The following is a 23,483-nucleotide window of genomic DNA, read 5'->3' on the forward strand; positions in this document are numbered from 1 at the left end:
ATGATTAAAACATTTCGCCATAAAGGCTTACAGCTCTTTTTTGAAACAGGTAAAAAGTCTAGAATCCAGACGGCTCATGCGAATAAGCTAAGTAGGCAGCTAGCTAGATTACATGTTGCAAAAAAATGGGAAGATATGAATATACCTGGTTGGGGATTGCATCTTTTAAAAGATAAGCTAAAGGATCACTATTCAATTTCGGTAAATGGAAATTGTCGAATGACGTTTAAATTTGAAGGTGAAGATGTAATACTTGTTGATTATCAAGATTATCACTAAAAGAATAGGAATGATGATGACTAAAATGTATAACCCACCCCACCCAGGCCTTACTCTGAAAGAGGATATTCTTCCAGCGTTAAAACTAACCGTAACAGATGCTTCAGAACAGCTTGGTGTAACTCGAGCTGCTTTTTCTAGAGTGATCAATGGTAAAGCTGGTATTTCTCCAGAAATGGCTCTTCGTATTGAGGCATGGTTAGGCGAGAAAAATGGAGGTAGTGCTAGCGTTTGGCTAGGTTTACAGGCAGCCTATGACTTATGGCAAGTTCGTAAATCTGGACTACCTAGAGTTACACATGCATTGATTCCAGCCTTAACCTAATCAGAGACACTTTTCAATGTTTTATTTACACTGCTCAAAACAATTATTAGATCGAGTCTCTTCAGGCGTCAACGAACCCGCTGGAAAGGGAGACAATATTTTGGGTAACTGGTATGCTAAAGCAATATTTTCAAAACCACAGGTAGCCTTGTTTGTAAATGAAAGAACCCTGCTACCAGTGTTGATGCCTCTAGCCCCGGCATTAAACCTAGTAGAGCGATTCCCACAATACCTATTTAAGATCCTGCTTGCTCAAGGTGTAAGCGAATCTTTTATGCGACAGGAATTAGATCATCTTGAAAAGGTGGTGTATTGCAAATCAACTAATCGCAGCATCATTGGTATTTTGAATATGTTCACCTATCACCTAGAAGGCTATCAGTCCATGCATTATGCAGATGATTGCTACTCACTTTCAATGATGATGGCCGACACTCCCTGTGGACCACTTTACAAAAGTACAATCACGCCTGGTAATGCTCTTAGGGAATTCGCTCTGAGCGGAACAATTCACTGATTTATAGATCCTATACCAGCGTTACTTAAAGTAACGCCCAAAAGACAAAACCCTCACCATTTCTGATGAGGGTTTGCTTTTCTGGTGGGCCCACCCGGACTTGAACCTGGGACCAAAGGATTATGAGAGCAGACATCCAAGATAGAGTCATATAAACAGAAGATCTGCGGGTGGTCAGTGTCGGTGTGTAAGCAAATGCGCAAGCAAATTCAGGGATTTAAAGGAAGTGCTGGCTCGCTCTTTGGTTTTCAAAACCAAAGAAAATTTGGAACAACCGTTTAGCACTTCGTTGTTCCAAATTACTTTTAAGTGAATAAGCGTTACTTAAAGTAACGCTTGTCACCTCAAATACTTTATTGACGATAGGCCGCTTCCGACCCATAGTGGACGATTAACAAAAAAACCACCCAAAGGTGTTTTTAGTGGCTCAGAAATCTAGGGGTAAGGATGTATCTAAATTCACATTACTTGAGCTGAGCCCTGATTTCGCCCGGCTTATTTGTAGCGCTGTGGATATTCAGATAGAGATTGCCGCTCTTCAAGCTTTGTAGCTGAGCCTCGGTTAATTTAGCGCCAGCAGGGGCTGACCAAACATTATCCGAAGTCTTAGTAAATGGCACGATCACGGGACCATTTTGCCCCATAGGAGCTTCATGGATATGCGCCATTGTTCCATCAATACCTGAGGTGGTAATTGTTCCTGATACTGAACCATCTGGAGCAACCATGATTGCACCCACTCCGGATGCGGAGGTCATGACTGGGGGCACCTCTTGAGAGCCAGTGAGAGTCACTTTCATGGATTGGGCATATGCGCCACATGAGGCGATCCCAACACCTATTACTAAAGCAGCTTTTGCAAAAATATGATTCATCTTCATCTATATCTCCAATCGGTTTAGCGAATCTTTAGATCATCACACCCGAAGATACAATTTTTGACAATTAGTGGACTTTAAACAAATATTTCCTATCTATCCTAGAATTTGAGCAATATTTAAATCTAGGCTAACTAGGAATTGCTGAATTGAAACTACGTATCGAAATCGTAACGCCTGCACCTCCAGGTGCTCTACACGGTAACCGCATTACTGCTTTACGGTGGCATCAATTTTTGATGCACTTAAATTATCAAAGTACCGTTACAGAGCAATGGTCTGGAAAGTCATGTGATCTTCTGATTGCACTCCATGGGCTACGAAGCTATGACTCAATTAAAAGCTTTAAGAGAACTCATCCAGATCACCCTGTCGTTTTAATCATGACTGGAACAGATATCTATCGAGACCTCAAAAACTCAAAGAAAGTGATCCAGTCAATGGAGATGGCTGATGCAATCGTAGTTCTTCAACCAGAAGCTATTCATTCCTTGCCTAAGAAATTTCATACTAAAGTGCGAGTGATTTACCAGTCAGTAAAAGGTATCACTAAAAAAGAGCCGCCAAAGCGTCATTTTTTAGCAAGTATCATCGGTCATTTGCGAAGTGAAAAGGATCCCTTTTGCGCAGCACAATCCATCAAATTATTACCGCCAGATAGCAAAATCCAACTGATACAACTCGGCCAAGCAATGAGCCCCGACTTTAAAAAAGAAGCTATCTCTCTTGATAAAAAAATTGATCGATATCGGTGGTTAGGACAGCTCAGCCACTCTAAAACGCTTCAGTGGCTTTCTCGTTCTCATGTCATGATCATCTCCAGCGTTATGGAGGGTGGCGCTCACGTAGTATCTGAAGCCATTGCCATTGGTATACCTGTGATTGCTTCAGATATTCCAGGCAATCGAGGCTTACTAGGACACTCTTATCCAGCTTACTATCCAGTAGGCGACCAAGTGGCTTTAAGCAAGATTCTGACTAAGGCTGAGACTAATACAGCCTTTTATCAAAAATTGTGCAAGGCGATTGCTGTGCGAAAAAAGATTATCAAGCCAGAATTAGAGCAAAAATCGATTCAAAAACTCATAAAAAGTCTAGTTAAGTAGCCACTCAATGTCCTAAGCGGTAGCATAAGCTACCAAGAAATAATGATTCGGGTCAGTCCACGAGTACACATCCTTAAAGCCAGCACTTTTTAAAAGAGATTCAAATTTTTCTTGCGTGTACTTATAGCTATTTTCTGTGTGGATAAGATCTCCACTATCAAAATGCTTTTCACCGCCAGGCCAAGCAACTACTTGATTGTGGGTAGATCGTAGATACATTTCAATCCGATAAAGTTGCTCATTAAAAATCGCATAGTGCTCCCAATACGCTAAATTAAAGTCTGTTTTAGCAAGACGGTTGAGGTGTAAAAGCATATTTTTATTAAATGCCGCAGTTATACCGAGGGCATCGTTATAAGCTCGAGACAAAACCTCATGATTCTTCACTAGGTCAACTCCAATGAGTAAACCACCATCACCCTCACATACTTTCACAATATTTTTGAATAGTCTTAGCGCAGCATCTGGATCAAAATTTCCTATTGAGGAGCCGGGGTAGAAGAACGTTTTCTTGCGATCCACTAAATCAGGAAATGCTAATTCTTCCTGTAAATCACAGGTTTGCGCTTGCATTTGAATTTGTGGAAATTCTTTTTGTAAACCAGAGATTGCTTGCTCTAAAAATTCTTTAGAAATATCAAGCGCCCGATACTCTTTAGGCTTTAAAGAATTAAATAATGCACTTCCTTTTTCACAATTACCTGCCCCAAGATCTAATAAAACATCACTCTTGCCTATCGTCAAAGCAATTGCTTCGCCATATTGCATCATGATCTGTTTTTCAGTTCGGGTTGGATAATATTCCTCTAAAAAAGTAATCGCCTCAAACAAGTGAGAACCAATTTCATCATAGAAAAATTTAGGAGATATCGATGGCTGCTCTTGGGTAAGACCAGCAATGATTTCATCCATTAACTTTTGATTAGGCCTGTGCTCTTGACTCACTTCAATATTCCTTTTTTCATATGACAGTGCTTAGCCAAGACTATGCATTTGCACTCTGCGGAGTTTATTGCTAATCATATCTACACCAATAACTAATATCAGCATTGCAATGATCACCGTTGAGGCTTGTTGCTCATGTAATAAAGAGAGCTCATAGTACAAAATTTGCCCGAGACCTCCCGCACCCACAAATCCTAATATCGTTGCCATACGTATATTCATCTCCCAGCGATAAAGACTGTAAGAGAGAAGTTGGGAATATATCCCAGGTAAGGCTCCATAGATAAATGATTGGGTATTACTTGCCCCAGCCAACCGAAGCGCCTGCGTAGCGGCGGGAGGATGATTTTCCAGGGTCTCGCCAAACAAACGCCCTAGTACGCCAGTGGTATGTAAGGTGAGTGCTAGAGTTCCTGCAAATGGTCCCAAACCCACTGCCAATACCATTAATACGGCCCATACGAGCTCTGGTACAGAACGCAGAAAATTTAAGAAAAACCGAGTGACCATTTTTGCGCTGTGACCAAACTGTCCTGCTGCTGGTAGCACTAAAAAGAGACTTACAATAGCAGCCAATAAAGTAGCTAAAGCAGAGATAGCCAAGGTTTGTAGTACGCCACTCCATACTTTTTGCAAAAAAGGTGGTGATAGATCAGGTGGAAAAAAGCGTGCCGTATAAACAGCAACGTCATTCATGGCTTGCTGAGTAAATAAGGCTAGTGGATTTAGTGAAAGATAAGCAAAACTCGCCACTATAAATAGTGCAATCAGGACTATCGTCACCAAACACTTTAGACAAAATTTGCGAGCTGGATAGTGATTCATGCGAGTTGCCGACGAATAATGAGACTAATGTAGTCTGCGAGTAAAACCAGCAATAAAAATACGATTAGGATGGTAGATACCTCACCACCGTTAAGCATCTTCATAGACTGGTCCATTAATTGACCCAATCCACCAGCCCCTACAAAACCCATTACGACGGAAGCTCTCACAGCACATTCCCAACGGTAGATGGTGTAGGAAGCTAATTCTTGGGAGGCGCCTGGTAATAGTCCATATAAAAATGCATTGATGCGACCACTACCTAACATCAGCAGCGCTCTGGCAGGTAAAGTATTTTCAGTCTCTAAAATTTCGGAATACACTTTTGCAAGCATACCGCCATAGGTAATAGCTATTGCTAGCACACCTGCGATTGGACCCAAACCAAACACCCTCACCAAGAGCAGAGCCCACACAATTTCTGGGATGCCTCTGAGCAATAACATCAGCATGCGGGCAAGGTATCTACCGAGCCGAGCGATACGATGCCCAGAGGCCGGGCCAATGCGTGAAATTGATAGACTATAGGTAATGATTAAGCCTAAAGGAACTGCCATTAGCATTGCTAGTGCAATACCTGCGGTTGCCATAGCTAAAGTCTCTACAGTGGCCTTTAGCACTAAGGCTAAAAATGATGACTGAAGATTAGGTGGGAAAAACTGAATCAAGAAGTTACCAAACACTTTGAGATTGCTAACTTCAAATAGTGCAAATACATCAAACTGGGCTAATTGCATCATAGGCCACAAGATAGCCAACGCAATCACAGTGACTGAAAACCGTCTCAGTGCATCAGGATCTCTAACGTAAAGCGTTCTACTCATCACTATATATTTGTACTACCTTGTTTTGGTAGAACGCCACGCTCAGACTCATATAACTGTTGTAGCAAACTCTCACTTACTTCAGATGCTGGCAGATCAAAAAAGACTTCCCCATCTCGCAATCCAATAATTCTTGGGAACCACCGCAAAGCAATATCTACCGCATGTAAGCTAGCTACAAAACAAGCATCTCTAGTGCGTGCATCCTCTAAAAGACACTGAATCGTTAAATCAGAAAGAACGGGGTCCATCGCTGATACCGGCTCATCAGCCAGCAATAAATGAGGCGCTTGGTACAGTACGCGTGCAACACCCACCCTTTGCAGTTGACCCCCAGACAGACGATCACATCGATCAAAGAGGCGATCTGCTAAATCGAGTTTTTGCAAACACAGTTGAGGACCATCAATATCCACAGGGTAGATTAGTGATAAAAGAGACTTCCAGAGTGGCCACTGACCAAGGCGACCAGCCAAGACTGCGGTGATCACTCTTTGTCTTGGTGGGATAGGGGCTGCTTGATGGACTAAGCCAATTTTTGAACGCAAACTCCGCAAGTCTCGCTTTGATATCACCCAAGGGTCTACATTCAATACAGACAGTGACCCAGCGCTTGGTCGCAGTGAAGTTGCAATTAAGTTAAGCAAGCTGGTTTTTCCAGAACCAGATGATCCGATAATCGCAATAGACTCTCCAGCCGAGGCGCTAATGTTGATATTTTTTAGCGCCTCTTTGCCATTGCTATGGCTAAAGCTAACTTGCTTAAATAAAAAAGCTGCTTTTCTCACTTAATCAAACCAGCACCAATGGCAGCCTTCTCGATTTCATCATAGTTAGATGACTTAGTAGGAATATATTTGCTAGCTCTCTGAAGATCCATTAATTCTTTTTGAGCAGGATCATTAGCATTTAACTTTAAAAAAGCATCGCTAATTTTTTTAGTCACCGCCGCATCTAAACCACCTCGTACGGTCCAGTTGTAATCATGGTACGGAGGCGTTGTATACAGCACCTTTACCTTTTCGGTATTGGGATTTTTAACATCTGATAATTTGTCCCAAACGGATGCATTTAAAGCACCAGCATCTGCTTTACCGCTCGCGACAAAGGCGACCGTTGCATCATGGGCTCCAGAAAAAGCAATACTCTTAAAGTCTTTATCTGGATTAATGCCTGCTTTCATTAAGTAAAAACGCGGCATCAAGTGACCTGAAGTTGACGATGGAGAGCCAAAGGCAAAAGTCTTACCTTTTAAATCAACCAAAGTTTTTGCTGAGCTACCTTCAGGAATAATAAATTTACTGGTAAATTTTTCATCTTCAAGACGCTGAATGATCGGCTTAACGGCACCATTCGTACGTATTTTTGCCTGGATATAAGTGAAACCTCCCAACCAGGCCATATCGATTTTATTCGTTGCTAGCGCTTCGACCACAGCCGCATAGTCCGTCACGGGTATGAATTCGACTTTCATGCCAGTCTCTTTAGAAAGATATTCACCCAAAGGGAGAAATTTTCTTTGCAGTTCAGTTGGTGATTCATCTGGAATCGCAGAGACACGCAAGACAGCCTGCGCATTTACTTGAAGGCTAAACAAACTCAAGCAGAGTGTTGCTAGAACTAAACCAAGAGAAGTCTTTAACTGATGTAGTTTCATTTTAATTGGATACTTTCTAGTAAATTGAAAAATAGAACTTAAGCCACTAAAAGGCCTGAGCCCTGTACAAATTGACCTATTTTTTGAGCTTGATTAAATCCATCCGTTCTGAGAATATCTAATACTTGCTCAGTAGCTTCTGGGCTGCAAGAAATTAAAAGACCGCCGCTAGTTTGAGGATCGGATAAGAGATTTTGCTGCCACTCACTCAAATGAGGCGCCATCGAAATTTCATGGCCATAGCCGAGCCAGTTACGGGGAGATGCCCCAGTAAAGGTGCCCTCTTTCACAAGCTTAACTGCTTCAGCAATTACTGGAATAGAGCTCCACTGAATCTGGGCAGATAGCTTTGCACCTCTTGAGAGCTCCAGTAAATGCCCTGCCAAACCAAATCCCGTTACATCCGTAAGCGCATGTACGCTATCGAGTTGAGATAGGACTACACCCGGCTTGTTCAATTTAGTAGTTAGAGCAATCATTTCTTTATAGGCGGAATCAGATAACTGCTCTTTTTTCAATGCAGCGGACAGAATGCCTACACCTAAGGGTTTGCTAAGGATGATGCTATCGCCCAACTTTGCACCACTATTTCGCTTGAGTTTTTTAGGGTCGACCACTCCAATTGCAACCAAGCCATAAATGGGCTCTACCGTATCGATTGAGTGACCACCGGCAATCATAATGCCGGCTTCTGCACAGACAGACTCGCCACCAGCAGTAATCTGCTGAATGACTTCCAAAGGAAGAACATTAATTGGCATACCCAATAGTGCTAGGGCAAAAAGAGGTTGTGCGCCCATAGCGTAAATATCTGAAATAGCATTTGTTGCTGCAATACGCCCAAACTGATAAGGATCATCCACAATGGGCATAAAGAAATCGGTTGTCGCGACAATCGCCTGATTTTCATTGAGTTGATAGACGGCAGCATCCTCATTGTTATCAGAACCCGCAAGAAGTGCGGCTGGTATCTGACGGATAGGAGAAGACTTCAAAATATCGCTCAAAACACCTGGAGCAATTTTGCAGCCACAGCCCCCACCGTGAGAGAGGGAGGTAAGACGACCGTTATATGTCATAGTAAAGAGCTCAATTTAAAAGTAAGAAGATGGATAGGTAAGTATGTGAGCTTACCTAATTTATATTAAACAGGTACGAAAGCCACAAAAAAAGTCACTGCGAGAAGGTAGGTAAAAATTACGAAATTGAGGGCGGCGCAGATAGTTAGGGGTAAATGAGCTCCAGCCTTTCAAAACCCGATGCTTACCATCAAACCATGGGGCTGAATAATCTTGATAAGGATCGGAACTAAATCCCTCAAAAGGCATAAAAGTGCTACTAGTCCACTCCCATAGCTCGGAAGGCAACCAATCAGCATGTGGTGATGCCATCAATAGGCTGAGCTCATTTTCAGTAGGTAGTCGAACGCCCCTCCATAAGCAATACTGCTCAGCGTTGTGAGCGGAAATATGCCTTACGGGCGCTTTTATATCAATCTCCAGCCACTGATCAAAAAAACGCTCAAACCAAATATCGCCCTTTTTTTTCCAATAAGCCGGTTGATGCTCCGAGGGGCTTCCTCCACTTGCAATCTGAGCTTCTAAAAAAGTCAAGTACTCTTTATTGCTCACTGCATGACTAGAAATTGAAAATTGAGGAACTAAGACCTCATGCTGCCATTTTTCATTATCAAAAATAAAGCCTGCCTGAGAAGTAGAGCCTGATTGAAAAAGGCACTCATCAAAATCAATGTAGCATGGCCTTAGATCAAGTGACTGCATTGCAACAGAATCTGCATCAAAATCCAATGGCCACGCATAAGCCAAGGATTGCCACATATAAGCAAATGCTTCATTGTGCATATCCTGGTGATGAAGAGAGAGCTGAATAAAATAGGCCTGTTCAGGCGTCAAGGATCCAGATCTCAAGATGGTGAAAGTACGCTCGATGACATCTGAAAAATAATTCTGAAGAGTATCTAGTGGTGGCAGTTGGACTTGCCAGCGTTCATCATGAACAATCCCAGATGAATTAAATAATGCATCCGCATCAGAAAGAATCGATGGGTTAGACTCCAGCCCGCATCGATGCACCCAAAACTCATGAAACCAAATGAGATGACCAAATTCCCAATGCGGGGGATTCAAATTCGATGAAATAGAAACAATTTCTTGCCCTTGACTCAGATTACCAATGACAGTGCGCGTAATCAGAGCTGAGCGCTCCAAGCTTTTCAGCAGAGTCTGCGATGAAGGCCATGGCGCATACTGCAGAAAATCAGACTTAGTCATTAATTGAGATAGGCGTAAACAGGTTTCATGGTGAATACAATTTTACTGGCTTTACAAATCACCAACTCATCATTTACAAATAGATCGCACCCCCTCCAATTGCTTATGAAATACAAAGCCCCCACCATTACTTATGAGGGCTTGCTTTTCTGGTGGGCCCGCCAGGACTTGAGCCCGGGACCAAAGGATTATGAGAGCAGACATCCAAAGAAAACCACTAGGATTTCAAGAGCTTACGTCTCCTAATATCGGTGTGTAGCGTTTTGTGTAGTGGAATTAATCTAATTAGAAGAACTGCTGACCGACTCTTTGGTTTTCATAACCACAAGAATTTTGGAGCAACCGTCTATGAGAGCAGAAGCCCTTAGTAGACCCTTATAAAAAGGGGCTCTGCGGGTGGTCAGCGTCGGTGTGTAAGCAAATATGTAAGCAAATTCATGGATTTAAAGGAAGCAGCCTCTCGGTCTTTGGTTTTCAAAACCACAGGATCTTTGGAGCAACCATCTAACACCTCGTTGCTCCAAAGTGAATTTACCTACAAAACCTTTAGATGCTGACTAATCCGATTTAATAGATCAGAAAAATTTGGCTGTCCTTTGTAATATAGGCTAGCTACATTTTGATATTCTGATTCAAACAACTTTCGGTCTTCCGAATCACTCAGAAGAAAAGCTGGGTTTTGAGAAATGATTAAGTTATCGGACTTGGGAAAACGCTCTACCTTCCTAGTCCGATACCTATCAGTCTTAATAAATTCCAGCACTGATGAGCAATCCAAGAGGCAATATACGTCGTAGTAATGCCTTAGGAAGTTCTTAGGAAATCCTTTGCCATCTTTATATTGGCGATACTTCGTAGAGATGGTTTGCAGTTTTTCCACAAAAGTATATTCAGGCAAGTAACACAAGACATTTTTGGCTCTATTGTCATCAATGTCTTTGACGTACTTAATCGCATAATCGTATGCCCACGATGAAATATCTACCGGCTGATTGGGTGCAGTATCGTCAAAGCCCAACTCTAATAAAACACCATCCTTTAAACCACTCAACGATGGCATTATTGATTGGTAATTTAAGCGGACCCCACCACTGCGCATTTTTTCTGAGTCATCAAATGCATGATCTCGCACAACATTTGTATACCAAGAATCTTCAGTTCACTGGCAACCCAATCGTAAAAATCAGATCGAGATTTTATGTGCGCTTCTTTATCTTGATTTTTGCCAGTCTTAACATCCATGCCTACTGGCGGCTCAATGCGGATATCAATATCTTCAGAAAAGCGATGAATGAGTCCAAACCCTTTAGATAATGAAGTTCCACCCTTCAATTCAAATGTAAATCCTTGTTGCTGCAATCCCCAAAGGCAATGCATGATCCAATAATCCTTTTCAACCAATGTGGGATCAATACCCATATTGTCTGATACAGTAGCAATCAGATCTCTGAAATCTTTATGTTCATGCAAAAGCACTAAGTACTCGCTCTCTGCGTATCACGCAACCAAGATGAAACCCGCTTCTTCGTTCTCCCTGCCCCATAAGCACTAACTGTTTTTTGCAATTTAGCAGTTTCAAACTTATTTAACTGCTTCTCTGCCTTAGCCAATACATCATCTTTATTCTCGGCAAGCGAATCTAGATTATTCAATAGATCCACCAATAAGAATTCTTTATCCAGCTTTTTTGGAAAGCGCGGTTTTACCCGAAATTCAAAACTTCTATTACCCAATTTAAAGACGCCATGGCGTTTATGGTTGTACACCACAGTCTTGTTATAGAGCTGGGTTGTTCCTAGACCCAGGGAGTTGTAGCTATTAGGTGAGAGCAACAAAAAGTTCTCGTCTTTTAAAAAAGCTTCTACTAGCTCATTGTCTTTCGGAGGCACCCTACCAAATACAGATGATTTGGGTGCGTAATATAGTCCTTGGGCAAGCTTTTCTAAATCACCTGCATCAACCAATTGTTTTAAATGACGATCAACTGCATTGGAGTCACCTAAAAGATCCTCTCTTCTATAGACATGACCCCCCTTAAGGTGCGAGCGAAGTCTCCCCAATGCGCTATTGCGTACTTCAGGCGAAGTACTTAAGGAGGCTTTTACTGGCTCTTTTTGCATGATTTTTTATTGAAATTTCATGCATATTAGCATAGGTAAGCGATCTTAACAAGCGTTACTTAAAGTAACGCTCTCGCGTAATCTTCATAGAATTCCACTAAAAGAGGATCCCATGAAAACCACCCGTTTAGAGCTCTTTGAACAAGTTTGGGTCACACCCATGACTAAGCTTGCTAAAAATTTTGGTTGCAGCGATGTTGGGCTTCGTAAAGCTTGTATTAAGTTTGAGATTCCGCTGCCGCCACAGGGTCATTGGCAAAAACTACTTTACGGCAAAGGCTTTGCAAAACCTGAAATTCTAAGACCCAAATACAACCCCGAAATTGAAATTAATCCCGTAGCTGTCAAGGTCGCGAAAGAGGCACATCAACGTGATAAGGCCATAGAGGAGGCCTTAGAAAAATCGCCAGAGCAAAAACTAAAACCTCTTAAAGATCTAACTAAGTTGCATCCACTCACCAAGAACATCTACGACTTAGCAACAGGCTATTGAAAAGCATCGCAAAAATGGCAACCCACGTTACAGATCTTTAGATGACGATATGCCATACGAGGATAAAGGACGATTTCATTATCGGCCCTCAGATGGGTGCATTCCCATTTGCGCATCCTTTTCTACAATGTTTCGAAGTCTAAAAATCCTAGATCCAATTCTTAAAGCCTTGGCTGATGAAGGGTACAAATTCTTATTTGAGGAAAAAGATCGTTATAGACAGAAAGAATTCGCTATAGAAAAGGATGGCGAAAAGATGTATATCAATATTAGAGAGGGTTATTCGAAAACCAGCTTATCAATCAAGAGTCAAAAGTTACTTGAAAAGCTTGACGTTTATAGCGGCGACTACAGAAATTATCCCAATGGCATTATTTACTTTGAGATTAAGCATGAATTTAAATATTACCCTGAGATATTCAAGGACCAAAAACGCATCAAACTAGAGCAGCAAATAAATTTGGTTCTGCACTATCTTTTAGAGGCGCCAAGCGACATAAAAGCTGAACGGGAACGTCGACACAGGGAGCAAGTTGAATACGAGCGAAAAAAAGCCATAAGAATTCATAACGAAAACATAGTTACAATTCAACACGCTCAACTTGATAAAGCCCTTCAAGAATCAAAACTTATTCAAGAACTACGCGAGTTAGAAAACTATCTAATTAGCATTGAAGCTGCCACCAATGATTTTTCAGATCAAGAAAAGAGATACGCAGAACATTGGCTCAATATTGTTCGACACTTTGCAGAAGAAAAGCATCCCCTGAAGAAAAGGGTAAATTTATTCAAGAAGCTTGCAACTGAACCAGAAGATCCATACAAGTACTACTGGGCCAAGGAAGAGAAAAGCTATGTGGGAATTACTGAAGATGAGGATGCCAATGAAGAAGATTGCTAATTTCAGGTTCAGTTAAATGCACTAATAGTTAAGATGCCCAAGCTAGAGCCATATATCTATTAGGGTATAGCGATGATATTTGCTACACACCGACTACACATTAATAAAAAATGACCTAGCGCTCTCACGCTAAGTCATTGTGTACGACTCGACACATAGTTAACACTTTATACCGGACACATACTTTACAGTTTTTGGCATAGGAGGGACCTTACTATGCCGTGGAATGAAAGTACGAAGATGGATGAAAAGCTCAAGTTTGTATCTCGTTACCTTGATGGCGAGAAGATTGCTACCCTTTGCCAGGAGTTTGGAATCTCCAGAGTCACTGGCCATAAAATCATTGATCGCTATAAAGACAGTGGTTTAGAAGCCTTTACGGATCGATCAAGAAGGCCCTTTAGGCAAGCCAATCGGCTGCCCTTCCAGGTCGAGCAACTGATCGTGAACCTCAAAAAGGAGTTCCCGACCTGGGGCGCTCCTAAATTGCGCGACAGATTGCACACCCACTACCCGGAGTTAGCATTGCCCGCCAAAAGCACGGTGCATGCCGTTCTCGATCGCCATGGCTTAGTCAAAAAGAAACGCAGACGCCACCACCCCAAGCTCACGGGGACCAACTTATCGGATCTCAAAGAACCGAATGCTCTATGGTGCGTGGACTACAAAGGGGAGTTTATGCTGGGTAATAAGCAGTACTGTTACCCCTTAACCGTGACGGACTATGCCTCTCGCTTCCTCATTTGCTGTGAAGGCCTAGAGAGTACTCGCGAAGCGCAGGCTTTTACGGTCTTTGAGCAACTCTTCAAAGAGTATGGGCTGCCAGGCTCCATCCGCTCAGACAACGGTGTGCCGTTTGCCTGCGCTAATGCGCTCTATGGTTTAAGTAGTCTATCGGTGTGGTGGCTTCGTTTAGGCATTGGTATTGAGCGCATTAAGCCCGGCAATCCTCAGCAAAATGGTCGGCATGAACGCATGCATTTAACGCTCAAGCAAGCGACGACTAAACCCCCTGCCAAAACACTTTTGCAACAGCAAGATAAGTTCGAAGACTTTATCTATGAGTACAACTATGAGCGTCCCCATCAAGCACTAGAGATGAAAAAACCGGCACAGCTCTATGTTCCTTCGACCCGAAAATACGAAGGGCTGCCCGATGTGAGTTATCCCTTCCACGATAAGACAGTGACCGTGACTAACTGCGGACGCATCTGCCTTGATGGTAAGAAGATTCACTTTAGTACGGTGTTCGCTGGTCATGACGTAGGCTTACGGCAGGTCGAAGACGACGTGTGGTTAGTGAGCTTTATGGATTACGATATGGCTTACTTTGATATGGAGTCTTCTCGGGTACAAGCCTTAGAAAACCCATTTGGTCCCAAAGTATTGGGGATGTGATTGGTAAAGGTGTAAACCATGTGGTCGGTACCGGACGTAAAGCATGTGTCCGGTACGTACCTTTGCTTTTCTGGTGGGCCCACCCGGACTTGAACCTGGGACCAAAGGATTATGAGGACAGAAGGCTAGGATAGAACTCCACAGAATGCGGCTTACGTATAGTCAGTAAGGTTGGCGATTAATAGTGCAGGGAGCAACCACCTCAATTTCCCTTGCACAATCCCACTCTAGCTGAATTAGCTTGCCACTCCTTAAAGCAATCGCCTTGCATATCTAAAGTTAAAGGGGTAGCAAGATCATAGCGCCTTCCAACCACTAAACTCTGCTGATTAATCCAGAATGTATTATTAGCATGCGTAGTAAACATGACCTGATGAGCTGTTTCTTTATTGGGCGCAATGTTTGGAGGATAGTAACCCTCCTCTGGTACTAATGAGTAGACAGCACTTCGTACAAACTCTTTATCCGAATCCTGTCGATAATTAGCCACCAAGGTATAGGCTTGAGAATACTTGGCCATATCAAACCAAATGTTCATGCCGCGATTACTGGCATCAGGCACCAAACCTTTAGGAATATTCACCGGACTGCCATACTGTTTTCCATCATATGCTGTTGGCACCAGAATCAAGTCTGCCCGATTTAATGCATACACCTCGGTCAACTCAGGAATTCGTACTTCATCGTCTAACACAACGGCAACCCTTCCTAACTGATTGGTAGCAAATACTGGAAGATTATTGCCGGCAGTTGCCCAAGACTGCTCTGCATCATTTAAATGGGTCTTACGATAGACGCCAGCCTGTTTTCCATTGAAATCAAACAGAATGGCGGTCTCGTAATATTTTCCATCGCTCACTTCAGGCATGGAGAACAAGAGATAAGTCTTATATTTTTTTGCCATGTCAGAAGCCAGGGCATAGCTTTTGCCATTCAACGGTTCTGCATATTGTTGAATATTAGTTTTATTCAACTTTACATTTCCCAAGAAGGAATTAAAAGGCAATACAGCTAGATTAAATACGTTTTGGTTCTTCTCAATTAATGAATCTACTTTCTTGGCATTTGCTTCAACATTACCATTACTAGGGTCATACTGAACTAAGAGTGCTGAAATCTGATTTTGAGTATTGTTAGCAGCTGGATCGACAGGCGCTTTATAGAGGTTATAGACTTGATATAACTCAGGACGACGATGCTTTAGCCAAAATGCTTTTTGTTCACTCTTTTTATCTGCATCAATCGTTGCATAAATCGTTTCGGGTGGCAGGGGCTTGGTCCATGTGGATACCTTTGATTGGCTAAGTTGCTTGCCATTGTTGTCCCAAATCGTAGAACCCCCAGTGAACTGATCCACTAAACCCATGGCAGGAAAGCTAATCAAACCTGTTTGATTGCTAGCAACCACATTCATTCCTGTCCAACCTGCCAAAACAGCAATATTGGAAATAGTCGAATGATTGCCATTACTCATTTTTTCGAATTTAGGCATCATATCTGACCCAATCGGCATAGCCAATATGTCAGCTCCGCGCAGACTAGGAATGAGTAATGATTGCAGTCGGCTATCATCAAAACAGATGAGGATGGCTATCTTGCCAATATCAGTATTGAATACTGGAAAGCCGAGATTTCCTGGTGCAGCAGTGTCATAGTCACCTTCGGGTAGCTGATTTTTTCGATACTTTCCAACAAGTCCTTTGGGTCCCACCAAAGCAGCTGAGTTATGAATAACTCCGGTTATCGTATCGCGCTCATACATTCCAACCACCACATAGTTGTTGTATTTGCGTGTCACCCTCTCAAGTGCTGCAGTAGCTCTTCCAGGAATCGTATCTAAATCATTTGGGTTAGTAGGCGAAAATCCAAATCCCGTGACTGAGAATTCCGGCAACACCATTAGTTTTGCGCCATTGACCGAAGCATCAGTAACCGCCTTTACTATCTTCTGAACATTGCCATCCACATCTTTTGGAGTTGGGTTAAATTCAACAGCAGCAACCTTAATTTCTGCTGCATAAATCACGCTTGAAGAAACGACTAAAAATGCGATGAGAAATGCTGTGGTTTTTTTCATGAGCTCTATGTTTGATTGGCTTCAAAAACTATAACAGATGCCAATGAAATTAATTTGGAAATATCACAAAGGCTAAAAAAATACCAACCCGAAGGCTGGTATTTTCATTTCTGGTGGGCCCACCAGGACTTGAACCTGGGACCAAAGGATTCCGGTTTGTGTAATTTTCATTACTCCCTGGACTATGCCTTCACCGTATTCATTTCTGAACTTAGGTGGGTGCCGTCTAGTCTCTACACGTTCAAAGTAATTTCTTACTAAGCTTCGCTCGGCGTTAGCTTAGATATTTCTACCTTTAGCTTTCTCCGAATTTGACACCATCCCTTATGCAGTTTCCACGCATAAGGCACAACTTTCGTTATGAGAGCAGACATCCAAGTTAGACCCTTATAAACAGGGGCTCTGCGGGTGGTCAGTGTCGGTGTGTAAGCAAATGTGTAGGCAAATTTGTGGATTTAAAGGAAGTGGCCCCTCACCCTTTGGTTTTCAAAACCATAGGAATTTTGGAGCAACCGTTTAGCACTTCGTTGCTCCAAAGTACTTTTTGGTGAGTGAGCGTTACTTTAAGTAACGCCTATTTAGAAGAGAATTTACTTTTATTATTTGAAGTAGTAGCAAAGCTAATCTTTGTCACCCCGTTGGTTTGGGCTAAAGCCATGATTTCAGCTACCCGCCCATAAGGCACTGCTTGATCCGCCTGAATCTGTACCTGAAAATTAGGGCCTGCCTTTGCCTTAAATATCTCTACTAATTCAGAATCATTGATGGCCTTGCCATCGAACTGAATATATCCATTTGAATCCACTGCCAATACAGAATTCTTTGTTGGCACTGCCTTATTGAGCTCTACCGTTTTAGGTAAATTAACTTTCATGGATTGCGGCACGAGTAATGGCGCAGTCACAATAAAGATCACCAGCAATACCAACATCACATCAACTAGTGGCGTGACATTGATTTCTGCCATTGTTTGCATGCTACCGCGATCTAATTTCATAGCCATTGCATTTCCCCAATCAATGATGTATTTTTTTCACCTGAGCAACAGCCAAGCGCAAAAAATCATTGATAAAGCCATCCATATTGGTACTAGTTAGCCTTAATTGACGTACAAAGTAATTGTAGAAAAACACTGCTGGCAAAGCCACTGCAATACCAATTGCTGTAGAAATGAGTGCCTCACCAATCGGCCCAGCCACCATATCAATACTAGCCTGCCCTGAATCACCAATGGCTTTGAGGGCATCCATAATCCCCCAAACCGTACCAAATAAACCAATAAATGGTGAGAGCGAACCAATCGACGCCAACTCGTTTAAACCCTTTTCGCGTTGGCGCATGATTTCTTCCGCTTTTTGCTGTAGAGGGCGCTCTAACACTTCATTGACCTCACCGGCATGCCTTAATGAGTGTGGGTTACTTAAGTACTCGTCATAGACAATAAAGCCAGCATTAGCTATTTGTCCCAAATCAGTCTTGTTATCTACCACAGCAGATCTTGCTCCTTCCCAGCTAGTGCAATTCCAGAAAGACTTAGAAAATGCTCGGTCATTTTGACTTACTTTTCGACTTTGCAAGAGCTTATATAGCGCCAAAACCCAGGTAAAGATGGAGAGTAAGACGAGTAAGCCCAACACGATACTAATAACATTTGCATTCACATTCATAATGACTTTCTTCATCTGCTATTTAAACTAAAGGTGACCGGGATGCGCAGTCTTTGTACATAAGGCATACCATCTCTTTTAGCGGGTATAAAACGCCACTGCCTAACAGTCTCAAGCGCCGCTTCATCTAACAACTTAATGCCACTACTAGCGGCCATTCGCACATCTGTTGCGCTGCCATCGGTCAATACCTCTGCGGTAATGATGACTACACCCTCTTGGCGCATCTTACGAGAATAGATTGGGTAACGCGGCTGGGCATTTCGCAAACTTTCTGACTTGTAGTCTGCATCAGCTGTTCCGCTAGATGAGCCTGCTGATTGCGCTTTGCCACCGGATAACTGGGCTTGCATTTCATTACTGGAAGATGCAGCTTGAGTGCTGGGTTGATTGCTTGACTGATTGTTTGACTGAGCGCTCGATTGACCTCCTGATTGTGGCCCACCGGAGGCACTGCCTGAGGCGCTACTAGGGGCACTACTGGCAGCTGGTGTTCCGCCTGATTTTGCAACTTCATCAGAAGCGCTTGATGTACCAGCGCCTTTACTAGGTGGCGCAACTTCAGGCGCATCTTTATCTTTATTCTTTTTATCTACCATTGCAGGCAAAGTCGGGGCAATCACGTCCGCTGACTTTGGCTCAGCTTGTTTTAGATCGACTTTATTTACCACTACCTCTTGCTGAGCCTCGCTTTGAGGCTGAACCTTTTTTTCTTCTGGATTTTGTACTTCGATTGCTGGCAGTAGCTTTTCCGGTATCGGCTCAACCTTAATGGGTTTAATAGCCTGTATAGGCTTAATGATCCCCTCGTTAAACTTCACCACCGGTGTGTTGTCCGTATTTTGTGGAGCTTCGATTGGCAAGGATTGTGTAGCAGGCTTGATGCTATCTGCTCTAGAAGCAGCCGCTTGCTTTTGCTCTGATTGAGGCGAGATGGTCTTCTCAACAATACTTTTAGGAATAACTACTGGATTACTTAAATCGATTTGCAGCTCATCATTGAGCTCATTCTTGCCTGTTTGCTTGATAGACAACAGAGAAAAAATGACAGCATGAAGTGCTAATACCAACAGCAATATACGCCAGTATTTTTCTAAAAACTCCTTAGATGTTGGCTCTTGACGCGCATAGCTGGGGATATAAATACTGGCAAAACGCATCTAGTGATCTTGTGATGACTTATTGTAAAAGCGCAGCAAAGCCACTAAAAGTCTGCATTTTTTACTGCACACAACTTAAATAACTCGCCTCATAGCGCATGACGCACGCTTCACTAGGAGATCCAACGGTAACTGATCCACCAGATTGATCGTACATAATTTCAGAGGCTAGCTGAGTGAATTCATTATTAAATGAATTTTGTAATGCTCCACCACTACTATATTGAGCAAATGTTAAATTACTCATACTTGTCGTACTACTAGATGACGCACTAGCCGTTGTATCGGTCACGCTGTAATTCAGCCCTGATCCAGATAATCCAGACACTGTACCGCCACTATTAAAGATACTTACGATGAGGCCGCTACCTGCTGGAGTAAAGCCGCTACCACTAGAGATGCCAGCATTAAAAGCAATATTGCCTGTTTGAGTCGTCAAGCTTAAGGTTTGATTTGCAGTGCCATCACCCAAGGTAAAGCCTTTGGCGGTATAAGTTTGATCACCTGTAGTGGAGACATTTTCCTTAATGGTTACTGTGCCCACCAAATTGGCTGGAGTTGTATCAATGGCGCTATACAGCGCACCAGTCGCAGCATCTTGAGCGCCGGTAGAAGCAGTTAGACTCTTCAGAGCAGCAACTCCACCTACAACATCATTAAAGACGATGCTTGGAGCCTCATTGGCGATGGTCACCGCTTTGACAAATAAGTTGTGTGTACCAGCGACAGTATCATTAATCGTTCCATTGAAGATAATCGCTGGATCTTCTGATAATAAAACGCGGGTTGGGCCATTACTACCGTTATCCCCCACCAATAGACTGCCGTTATAGATTTGAGTTAAGCGAGTAGTAATATCCGCATTTAAATTAATCGTATTGGCACTGACTGTTAAGTTAGCCAAATTGTTACTTGATTGCGATTGATAGCTAGCATAGGTAGTTGGGCTATAGCTTTGTATGCCTGTGTTGTATGTCTGGGTAGCAACTCCCACTTGGCCATTGAACGTTACTTGACCAGCTGCAGCGCTGAGTACTAAGGATTGATTAGTGGCACCAGCATTTAGCGTGCTAGCAAATGTAATGTTGCCTGCGGAGGAGCTTAAGGTCGTACTGTTAACAGAGTTGTTAATTGTCACAGCGCCGTTATAGGCCTGGTTACCAGAGCTTGCAATATTGCTAGCTAAAACCACTGCACCATTTACCGTCAGGTTAGGGAGAGTTACACCTGAAGTGCTAAAGGTTCCTCCAGAAGAATTGAGCACGCCAGTGCCCAATGCGGAGCTACTCCCAGCAATTAAACTAGAACCCGCGGCTAAGGTAGTGCCGCCGCTATAGCTATTACTGCCAGTAAGCGTCAATGCACCAGCACCAGATTGGGCAATGGAACCCGTACCAGAGACGTTATTAGCAAAAGTGGTTGGTAAGCCACTGGTAAAGCTCAGGGTTCCGTTATCGGTGATTGCAGAGGTTGGAGTTAGAGCGCTCAGGTTGGCAGCGTCATACACAACTGTTGTTGCTGTTGGAATCACTACCGTGGCCACATTACCCAGTGTAGGAATGGCCCCGCCTGCCCAGTTGCTCGCATTTGACCAATTGCCGCCCGAAGTGCCCGTATAGGTTACCGATGCTAATTGGGTGATCGTGCCGATATTGGCAGTTATCTGATTGCTTGAAAGGACATAGTTACCAGCATCATTACCAGTCAAGCCGACCGATACAGTCACTGATTTGCTAGTGCCTACATTGGCATCAGCATAGGTACCTGTTCCTGCGATAACGACTGCATCACCAGTCTTAATAGATGAACTCGCTGCAGTAGTGTTTAAGCTTAATCCAGAAATCGCAGTGCTGCCGTTATATACCTTGCTGATACCAGATACGCCTAATTGATTTGCAGATAGCGTTAATGGGGCAACAGTTAAAGAGCCTGTGAGCACAAGGGTATTACTAAAGTTAGTACTCGAACCCGTCATAGTACCGTTTGATAACTGATAAGAACCCACATTGGTATTACCAGAACCGCTGCTAGTTGCACCTGTTGGTGAAATCGTAAAGCCTGCTGTTCCACCAGCGCCATCACTCACGCTAAACGCATTACCGATAATGACAGGGCTCAGCGTATGGATGGTATTAACTGAACCACTCGACGGGCAACCAGAGACTGAACAGCTGAGATATTGCGCAGTAGCGGTATACGTTGGCGCGGTACCGTATGTGGTGGTTACTGGCGTAACCTGAACTAAAAGTTGATTGGCAGCAACGATGGTGAAATTACCAGCAACCGGAGTAATAGTGTAGTTGCCATTATTAGCAGCGACACCACCTGGAGTTAAAACACCTGTGTAAGAGCCAGCGCCGTTAGTAGAGGCATTACTGCGAGTAACCGTCAGGGTGCCACTAAGCGCAGAGCTAGCAGTTTCACCGTTCACAAAGCCTGAGTACACCACACCGTTAAATCCAACTGTATCGGGCTGCGTCACAAACTTAGACGCATTATTCGCAGTAATCGTTAAAGCTGCGGGCGTAACCTGACTTGTACTGGAATTAGCTAAAGTGACCGCATAATTTGAGCCGCCATTGCCATCGCTAATGGTGGCACTGTTTAAGCTGACTGATTTATTGGTTCCAACGTTTGGATTATTACCAGTAAAGACAACAGATGCAGCACTCACCGTATCCCCACCAGCTAACTGAGAAGACATTGTTGCTAAATTAGCAGCCGTCAAATTGTAGGTATATCCACCGTCATAGACTTTGGTGATAGATGGTGCTGTTAAGGTAATAGCAAGCGGTGTAATCGATACACTAGTGTTGGCTACATTAATCGTGTTGTAGTTAGATACCAAGAAACTACCGTTTGGCGTTAATACCAAACCATTAACGCTAGCTAATTGCTGATTGCTTTGGATATTTTTGGTAGTTAAGTCAGCCGTACCGCTACCCGTAAAGGTTTGGCCAGCGACACCTGAAATTGTCAAACTAGATCCAGCAATTGTCGCAGTACCGTTATAGGCCTGTGTACCGGTAACGCTTAAGTTAGCTTTGCCTATCGTCAAATTACCATTGGTATAGCTAATGCTGTAGTTACTTCCAATCGCACCACTTGCAGCATTGGGGGTGATGCTCAAGTTATCAGCAATTGCCGTGGTGCTTGCATTTAATCCACTAGCCAATCCACTTAAAGTGAATGTCTGAGCACCAATACCAGTAGAGACGGTTGTTCCACTAATAGCACTTGCAGTCCCTCCATTCAGGCTCACAGTTGCGCCGGTATTTGTTTGGGTAGAACCGTTATAAGTCGGGGTGTTATTTGCCCCAGTGATCGCTAAAGTAGCCGGACTAATCACTAAGTTTCCAATCGTATTGCCTGTGCTGGCAAGCTGATAGTTGCCATTAGTAATCGCTACTTGCTGGGCATAAGTGCCCGCATTGGTTGTGGTCGATAGAGATACCGGTGTGGTGCCACTATAGAGACTTACGCTCGCACCAGGATTATCGCTGCCAACTAAGCCAACAAAAACTGGTGTACTTAAGGTTGCCAGGGTGCCGTAAACACTGGTTGTGCCTGCTGTTGTGTAAGTGATTGTCTTAGGACTAATGGTGGCAGACACAGTGCCACCCGTTAAGGTGTAATTAGTATTACTCAGCATCAAACCATTGCTAGCAAAGCCAGTATAGGTCGCAGCATTAGCACTGGACGTAGTAGCGGTTCCGCTAGCAATCGTTGGCATTGCATCACTGTTATAGGTGCTACCACTCAAGGTATAGCTATTGGCATTGGTAAAGTTGTAATTGCCATCATAGGTCTTACTAATAGTGATACTAAGAGGCGCAGCATTCACCGTATAAGGAGTAGCACTAGCCGCAGCATTAAAGACGTAGTTCGTTGAACTAAGGCCACTGGCATAAGTCAGGTTGTAAGAACCTGCATTTGAAGAGGATGTTGGTGCATTGGTGATAGTCGCTGTGCCAGTAAGTCCAGTAGGTGATGCAGAGATGACTGTTCCGGTGCCAGCAC

At 43.2% G+C, this 23,483-nt stretch carries 23 protein-coding genes; 7 read left to right on the top strand and 16 right to left on the bottom strand.

What is annotated here, in order from left to right; translation table 11 throughout:
- Genes M2125_RS06660 through M2125_RS06670 form a run of 3 tightly spaced genes read left to right on the top strand, consistent with a single transcriptional unit; the run spans nucleotide 1 to nucleotide 1,121 of the window.
- The gene (locus M2125_RS06660) at nucleotides 1-279 is read left to right on the top strand and encodes a type II toxin-antitoxin system RelE/ParE family toxin (RefSeq protein WP_280742747.1); all 279 of its coding nucleotides are present in this window, start codon (nucleotides 1-3) and stop codon (nucleotides 277-279) included.
- Between the two features lie 16 nt (nucleotides 280-295).
- Entirely contained in the window at nucleotides 296-604 is a 309-nt protein-coding gene (locus M2125_RS06665; protein WP_280742761.1) for a HigA family addiction module antitoxin, read from the top strand.
- A gap of 16 nt (nucleotides 605-620) precedes the next feature.
- On the top strand, nucleotides 621-1,121 hold the full coding sequence (locus tag M2125_RS06670; protein ID WP_076023919.1) for a DUF6933 domain-containing protein: 501 nt from the start codon (nucleotides 621-623) through the stop codon (nucleotides 1,119-1,121).
- Nucleotides 1,122-1,585: 464 nt separating this feature from the next.
- On the opposite strand, the gene M2125_RS06675 is transcribed toward M2125_RS06670, so the two are convergent.
- Nucleotides 1,586-2,002: a CHRD domain-containing protein gene (locus M2125_RS06675; RefSeq protein WP_076023920.1), complete on the bottom strand. Its 417-nt coding sequence runs from the start codon at nucleotides 2,000-2,002 to the stop codon at nucleotides 1,586-1,588.
- A gap of 146 nt (nucleotides 2,003-2,148) precedes the next feature.
- On the opposite strand from M2125_RS06675, the gene senB reads away from it, so the two are divergent.
- A complete protein-coding gene (gene senB, locus M2125_RS06680; protein ID WP_076023921.1) occupies nucleotides 2,149-3,105 on the top strand; it encodes a selenoneine biosynthesis selenosugar synthase SenB in 957 nt (318 codons plus the stop codon).
- 12 nt (nucleotides 3,106-3,117) lie between these two features.
- Here the strand turns inward: senB and egtD are convergent, their stop codons facing one another.
- The 10 genes from egtD to M2125_RS06730 all read right to left on the bottom strand — a co-directional run bounded on the left by egtD (nucleotide 3,118) and on the right by M2125_RS06730 (nucleotide 11,767).
- Complete coding sequence (gene egtD, locus M2125_RS06685; RefSeq protein WP_280742748.1) at nucleotides 3,118-4,050, bottom strand: L-histidine N(alpha)-methyltransferase; 933 nt, start codon at nucleotides 4,048-4,050, stop codon at nucleotides 3,118-3,120.
- Between the two features lie 30 nt (nucleotides 4,051-4,080).
- Complete coding sequence (gene phnE / locus M2125_RS06690) at nucleotides 4,081-4,833, bottom strand: phosphonate ABC transporter, permease protein PhnE (RefSeq protein WP_338130199.1); 753 nt, start codon at nucleotides 4,831-4,833, stop codon at nucleotides 4,081-4,083.
- Between the two features lie 38 nt (nucleotides 4,834-4,871).
- Entirely contained in the window at nucleotides 4,872-5,699 is an 828-nt protein-coding gene (locus tag M2125_RS06695; protein WP_076023924.1) for a PhnE/PtxC family ABC transporter permease, read from the bottom strand.
- 2 nt (nucleotides 5,700-5,701) lie between these two features.
- A complete protein-coding gene (locus M2125_RS06700; RefSeq protein WP_076023925.1) occupies nucleotides 5,702-6,487 on the bottom strand; it encodes a phosphonate ABC transporter ATP-binding protein in 786 nt (261 codons plus the stop codon).
- Complete coding sequence (locus M2125_RS06705) at nucleotides 6,484-7,356, bottom strand: putative selenate ABC transporter substrate-binding protein (RefSeq protein WP_280742749.1); 873 nt, start codon at nucleotides 7,354-7,356, stop codon at nucleotides 6,484-6,486. The genes M2125_RS06700 and M2125_RS06705 overlap by 4 nt, the downstream gene beginning before the upstream one ends.
- A gap of 38 nt (nucleotides 7,357-7,394) precedes the next feature.
- A complete protein-coding gene (selD, locus tag M2125_RS06710; RefSeq protein ID WP_076023927.1) occupies nucleotides 7,395-8,435 on the bottom strand; it encodes a selenide, water dikinase SelD in 1,041 nt (346 codons plus the stop codon).
- 60 nt (nucleotides 8,436-8,495) lie between these two features.
- Entirely contained in the window at nucleotides 8,496-9,647 is a 1,152-nt protein-coding gene (locus M2125_RS06715; protein WP_280742162.1) for an SUMF1/EgtB/PvdO family nonheme iron enzyme, read from the bottom strand.
- A gap of 535 nt (nucleotides 9,648-10,182) precedes the next feature.
- On the bottom strand, nucleotides 10,183-10,707 hold the full coding sequence (locus M2125_RS06720) for a nucleotidyl transferase AbiEii/AbiGii toxin family protein (protein WP_280742750.1): 525 nt from the start codon (nucleotides 10,705-10,707) through the stop codon (nucleotides 10,183-10,185).
- Between the two features lie 14 nt (nucleotides 10,708-10,721).
- A complete protein-coding gene (locus M2125_RS06725; protein ID WP_280742751.1) occupies nucleotides 10,722-11,117 on the bottom strand; it encodes a nucleotidyl transferase AbiEii/AbiGii toxin family protein in 396 nt (131 codons plus the stop codon).
- 5 nt (nucleotides 11,118-11,122) lie between these two features.
- Nucleotides 11,123-11,767 carry a DUF6088 family protein gene (locus M2125_RS06730; protein WP_280742752.1) on the bottom strand — a complete coding sequence of 215 codons (645 nt, stop codon included), beginning with the start codon at nucleotides 11,765-11,767 and terminating at the stop codon, nucleotides 11,123-11,125.
- Between the two features lie 112 nt (nucleotides 11,768-11,879).
- Here M2125_RS06730 and M2125_RS06735 point away from each other — a divergent pair, with 112 nt between their 5' ends.
- The 3 genes from M2125_RS06735 to M2125_RS06745 all read left to right on the top strand — a co-directional run bounded on the left by M2125_RS06735 (nucleotide 11,880) and on the right by M2125_RS06745 (nucleotide 14,559).
- A complete protein-coding gene (locus M2125_RS06735) occupies nucleotides 11,880-12,260 on the top strand; it encodes a hypothetical protein (protein WP_280742753.1) in 381 nt (126 codons plus the stop codon).
- Nucleotides 12,261-12,387: 127 nt separating this feature from the next.
- On the top strand, nucleotides 12,388-13,161 hold the full coding sequence (locus tag M2125_RS06740; RefSeq protein ID WP_280742754.1) for a hypothetical protein: 774 nt from the start codon (nucleotides 12,388-12,390) through the stop codon (nucleotides 13,159-13,161).
- Nucleotides 13,162-13,377: 216 nt separating this feature from the next.
- Entirely contained in the window at nucleotides 13,378-14,559 is a 1,182-nt protein-coding gene (locus M2125_RS06745; protein ID WP_215311740.1) for an integrase core domain-containing protein, read from the top strand.
- A 202-nt stretch (nucleotides 14,560-14,761) separates the two neighbouring features.
- On the opposite strand, the gene M2125_RS06750 is transcribed toward M2125_RS06745, so the two are convergent.
- The 5 genes from M2125_RS06750 to M2125_RS06770 form a co-directional block, all read right to left on the bottom strand.
- The gene (locus M2125_RS06750; protein ID WP_280742755.1) at nucleotides 14,762-16,636 is read right to left on the bottom strand and encodes a nitrilase-related carbon-nitrogen hydrolase; all 1,875 of its coding nucleotides are present in this window, start codon (nucleotides 16,634-16,636) and stop codon (nucleotides 14,762-14,764) included.
- 574 nt (nucleotides 16,637-17,210) lie between these two features.
- Complete coding sequence (locus M2125_RS06755) at nucleotides 17,211-17,639, bottom strand: ExbD/TolR family protein (RefSeq protein WP_280742756.1); 429 nt, start codon at nucleotides 17,637-17,639, stop codon at nucleotides 17,211-17,213.
- A gap of 13 nt (nucleotides 17,640-17,652) precedes the next feature.
- Entirely contained in the window at nucleotides 17,653-18,318 is a 666-nt protein-coding gene (locus M2125_RS06760) for a MotA/TolQ/ExbB proton channel family protein (protein ID WP_071467718.1), read from the bottom strand.
- Complete coding sequence (locus tag M2125_RS06765; RefSeq protein WP_071467717.1) at nucleotides 18,315-19,463, bottom strand: energy transducer TonB; 1,149 nt, start codon at nucleotides 19,461-19,463, stop codon at nucleotides 18,315-18,317. The genes M2125_RS06760 and M2125_RS06765 overlap by 4 nt, the downstream gene beginning before the upstream one ends.
- 61 nt (nucleotides 19,464-19,524) lie before the next feature.
- Nucleotides 19,525-23,483, bottom strand: a 3,959-nt coding sequence (locus M2125_RS06770; protein WP_280742757.1) for a beta strand repeat-containing protein, incomplete at its 5' end; no start/stop codon positions are given.

This window comes from Polynucleobacter sphagniphilus (assembly GCF_029892205.1).
GTDB lineage: Bacteria > Pseudomonadota > Gammaproteobacteria > Burkholderiales > Burkholderiaceae > Polynucleobacter > Polynucleobacter sphagniphilus.

What these genes read in the sequence shown, in the direction of transcription:
- M2125_RS06660 (WP_280742747.1), top strand. Translation starts at nt 1, where the DNA reads ATGATTAAAACATTTCGCCATAAAGGCTTACAGCTCTTTTTTGAAACA.
- M2125_RS06665 (WP_280742761.1), top strand. Translation starts at nt 296, where the DNA reads ATGACTAAAATGTATAACCCACCCCACCCAGGCCTTACTCTGAAAGAG.
- M2125_RS06670 (WP_076023919.1), top strand. Translation starts at nt 621, where the DNA reads ATGTTTTATTTACACTGCTCAAAACAATTATTAGATCGAGTCTCTTCA.
- M2125_RS06675 (WP_076023920.1), bottom strand. Translation starts at nt 2,002, where the DNA reads ATGAAGATGAATCATATTTTTGCAAAAGCTGCTTTAGTAATAGGTGTT.
- M2125_RS06695 (WP_076023924.1), bottom strand. Translation starts at nt 5,699, where the DNA reads ATGAGTAGAACGCTTTACGTTAGAGATCCTGATGCACTGAGACGGTTT.
- M2125_RS06705 (WP_280742749.1), bottom strand. Translation starts at nt 7,356, where the DNA reads ATGAAACTACATCAGTTAAAGACTTCTCTTGGTTTAGTTCTAGCAACA.
- selD (WP_076023927.1), bottom strand. Translation starts at nt 8,435, where the DNA reads ATGACATATAACGGTCGTCTTACCTCCCTCTCTCACGGTGGGGGCTGT.
- M2125_RS06715 (WP_280742162.1), bottom strand. Translation starts at nt 9,647, where the DNA reads ATGACTAAGTCTGATTTTCTGCAGTATGCGCCATGGCCTTCATCGCAG.
- M2125_RS06720 (WP_280742750.1), bottom strand. Translation starts at nt 10,707, where the DNA reads ATGCCATCGTTGAGTGGTTTAAAGGATGGTGTTTTATTAGAGTTGGGC.
- M2125_RS06730 (WP_280742752.1), bottom strand. Translation starts at nt 11,767, where the DNA reads ATGCAAAAAGAGCCAGTAAAAGCCTCCTTAAGTACTTCGCCTGAAGTA.
- M2125_RS06735 (WP_280742753.1), top strand. Translation starts at nt 11,880, where the DNA reads ATGAAAACCACCCGTTTAGAGCTCTTTGAACAAGTTTGGGTCACACCC.
- M2125_RS06740 (WP_280742754.1), top strand. Translation starts at nt 12,388, where the DNA reads ATGTTTCGAAGTCTAAAAATCCTAGATCCAATTCTTAAAGCCTTGGCT.
- M2125_RS06745 (WP_215311740.1), top strand. Translation starts at nt 13,378, where the DNA reads ATGCCGTGGAATGAAAGTACGAAGATGGATGAAAAGCTCAAGTTTGTA.
- M2125_RS06750 (WP_280742755.1), bottom strand. Translation starts at nt 16,636, where the DNA reads ATGAAAAAAACCACAGCATTTCTCATCGCATTTTTAGTCGTTTCTTCA.
- M2125_RS06755 (WP_280742756.1), bottom strand. Translation starts at nt 17,639, where the DNA reads ATGGCTATGAAATTAGATCGCGGTAGCATGCAAACAATGGCAGAAATC.
- M2125_RS06760 (WP_071467718.1), bottom strand. Translation starts at nt 18,318, where the DNA reads ATGAAGAAAGTCATTATGAATGTGAATGCAAATGTTATTAGTATCGTG.
- M2125_RS06765 (WP_071467717.1), bottom strand. Translation starts at nt 19,463, where the DNA reads ATGCGTTTTGCCAGTATTTATATCCCCAGCTATGCGCGTCAAGAGCCA.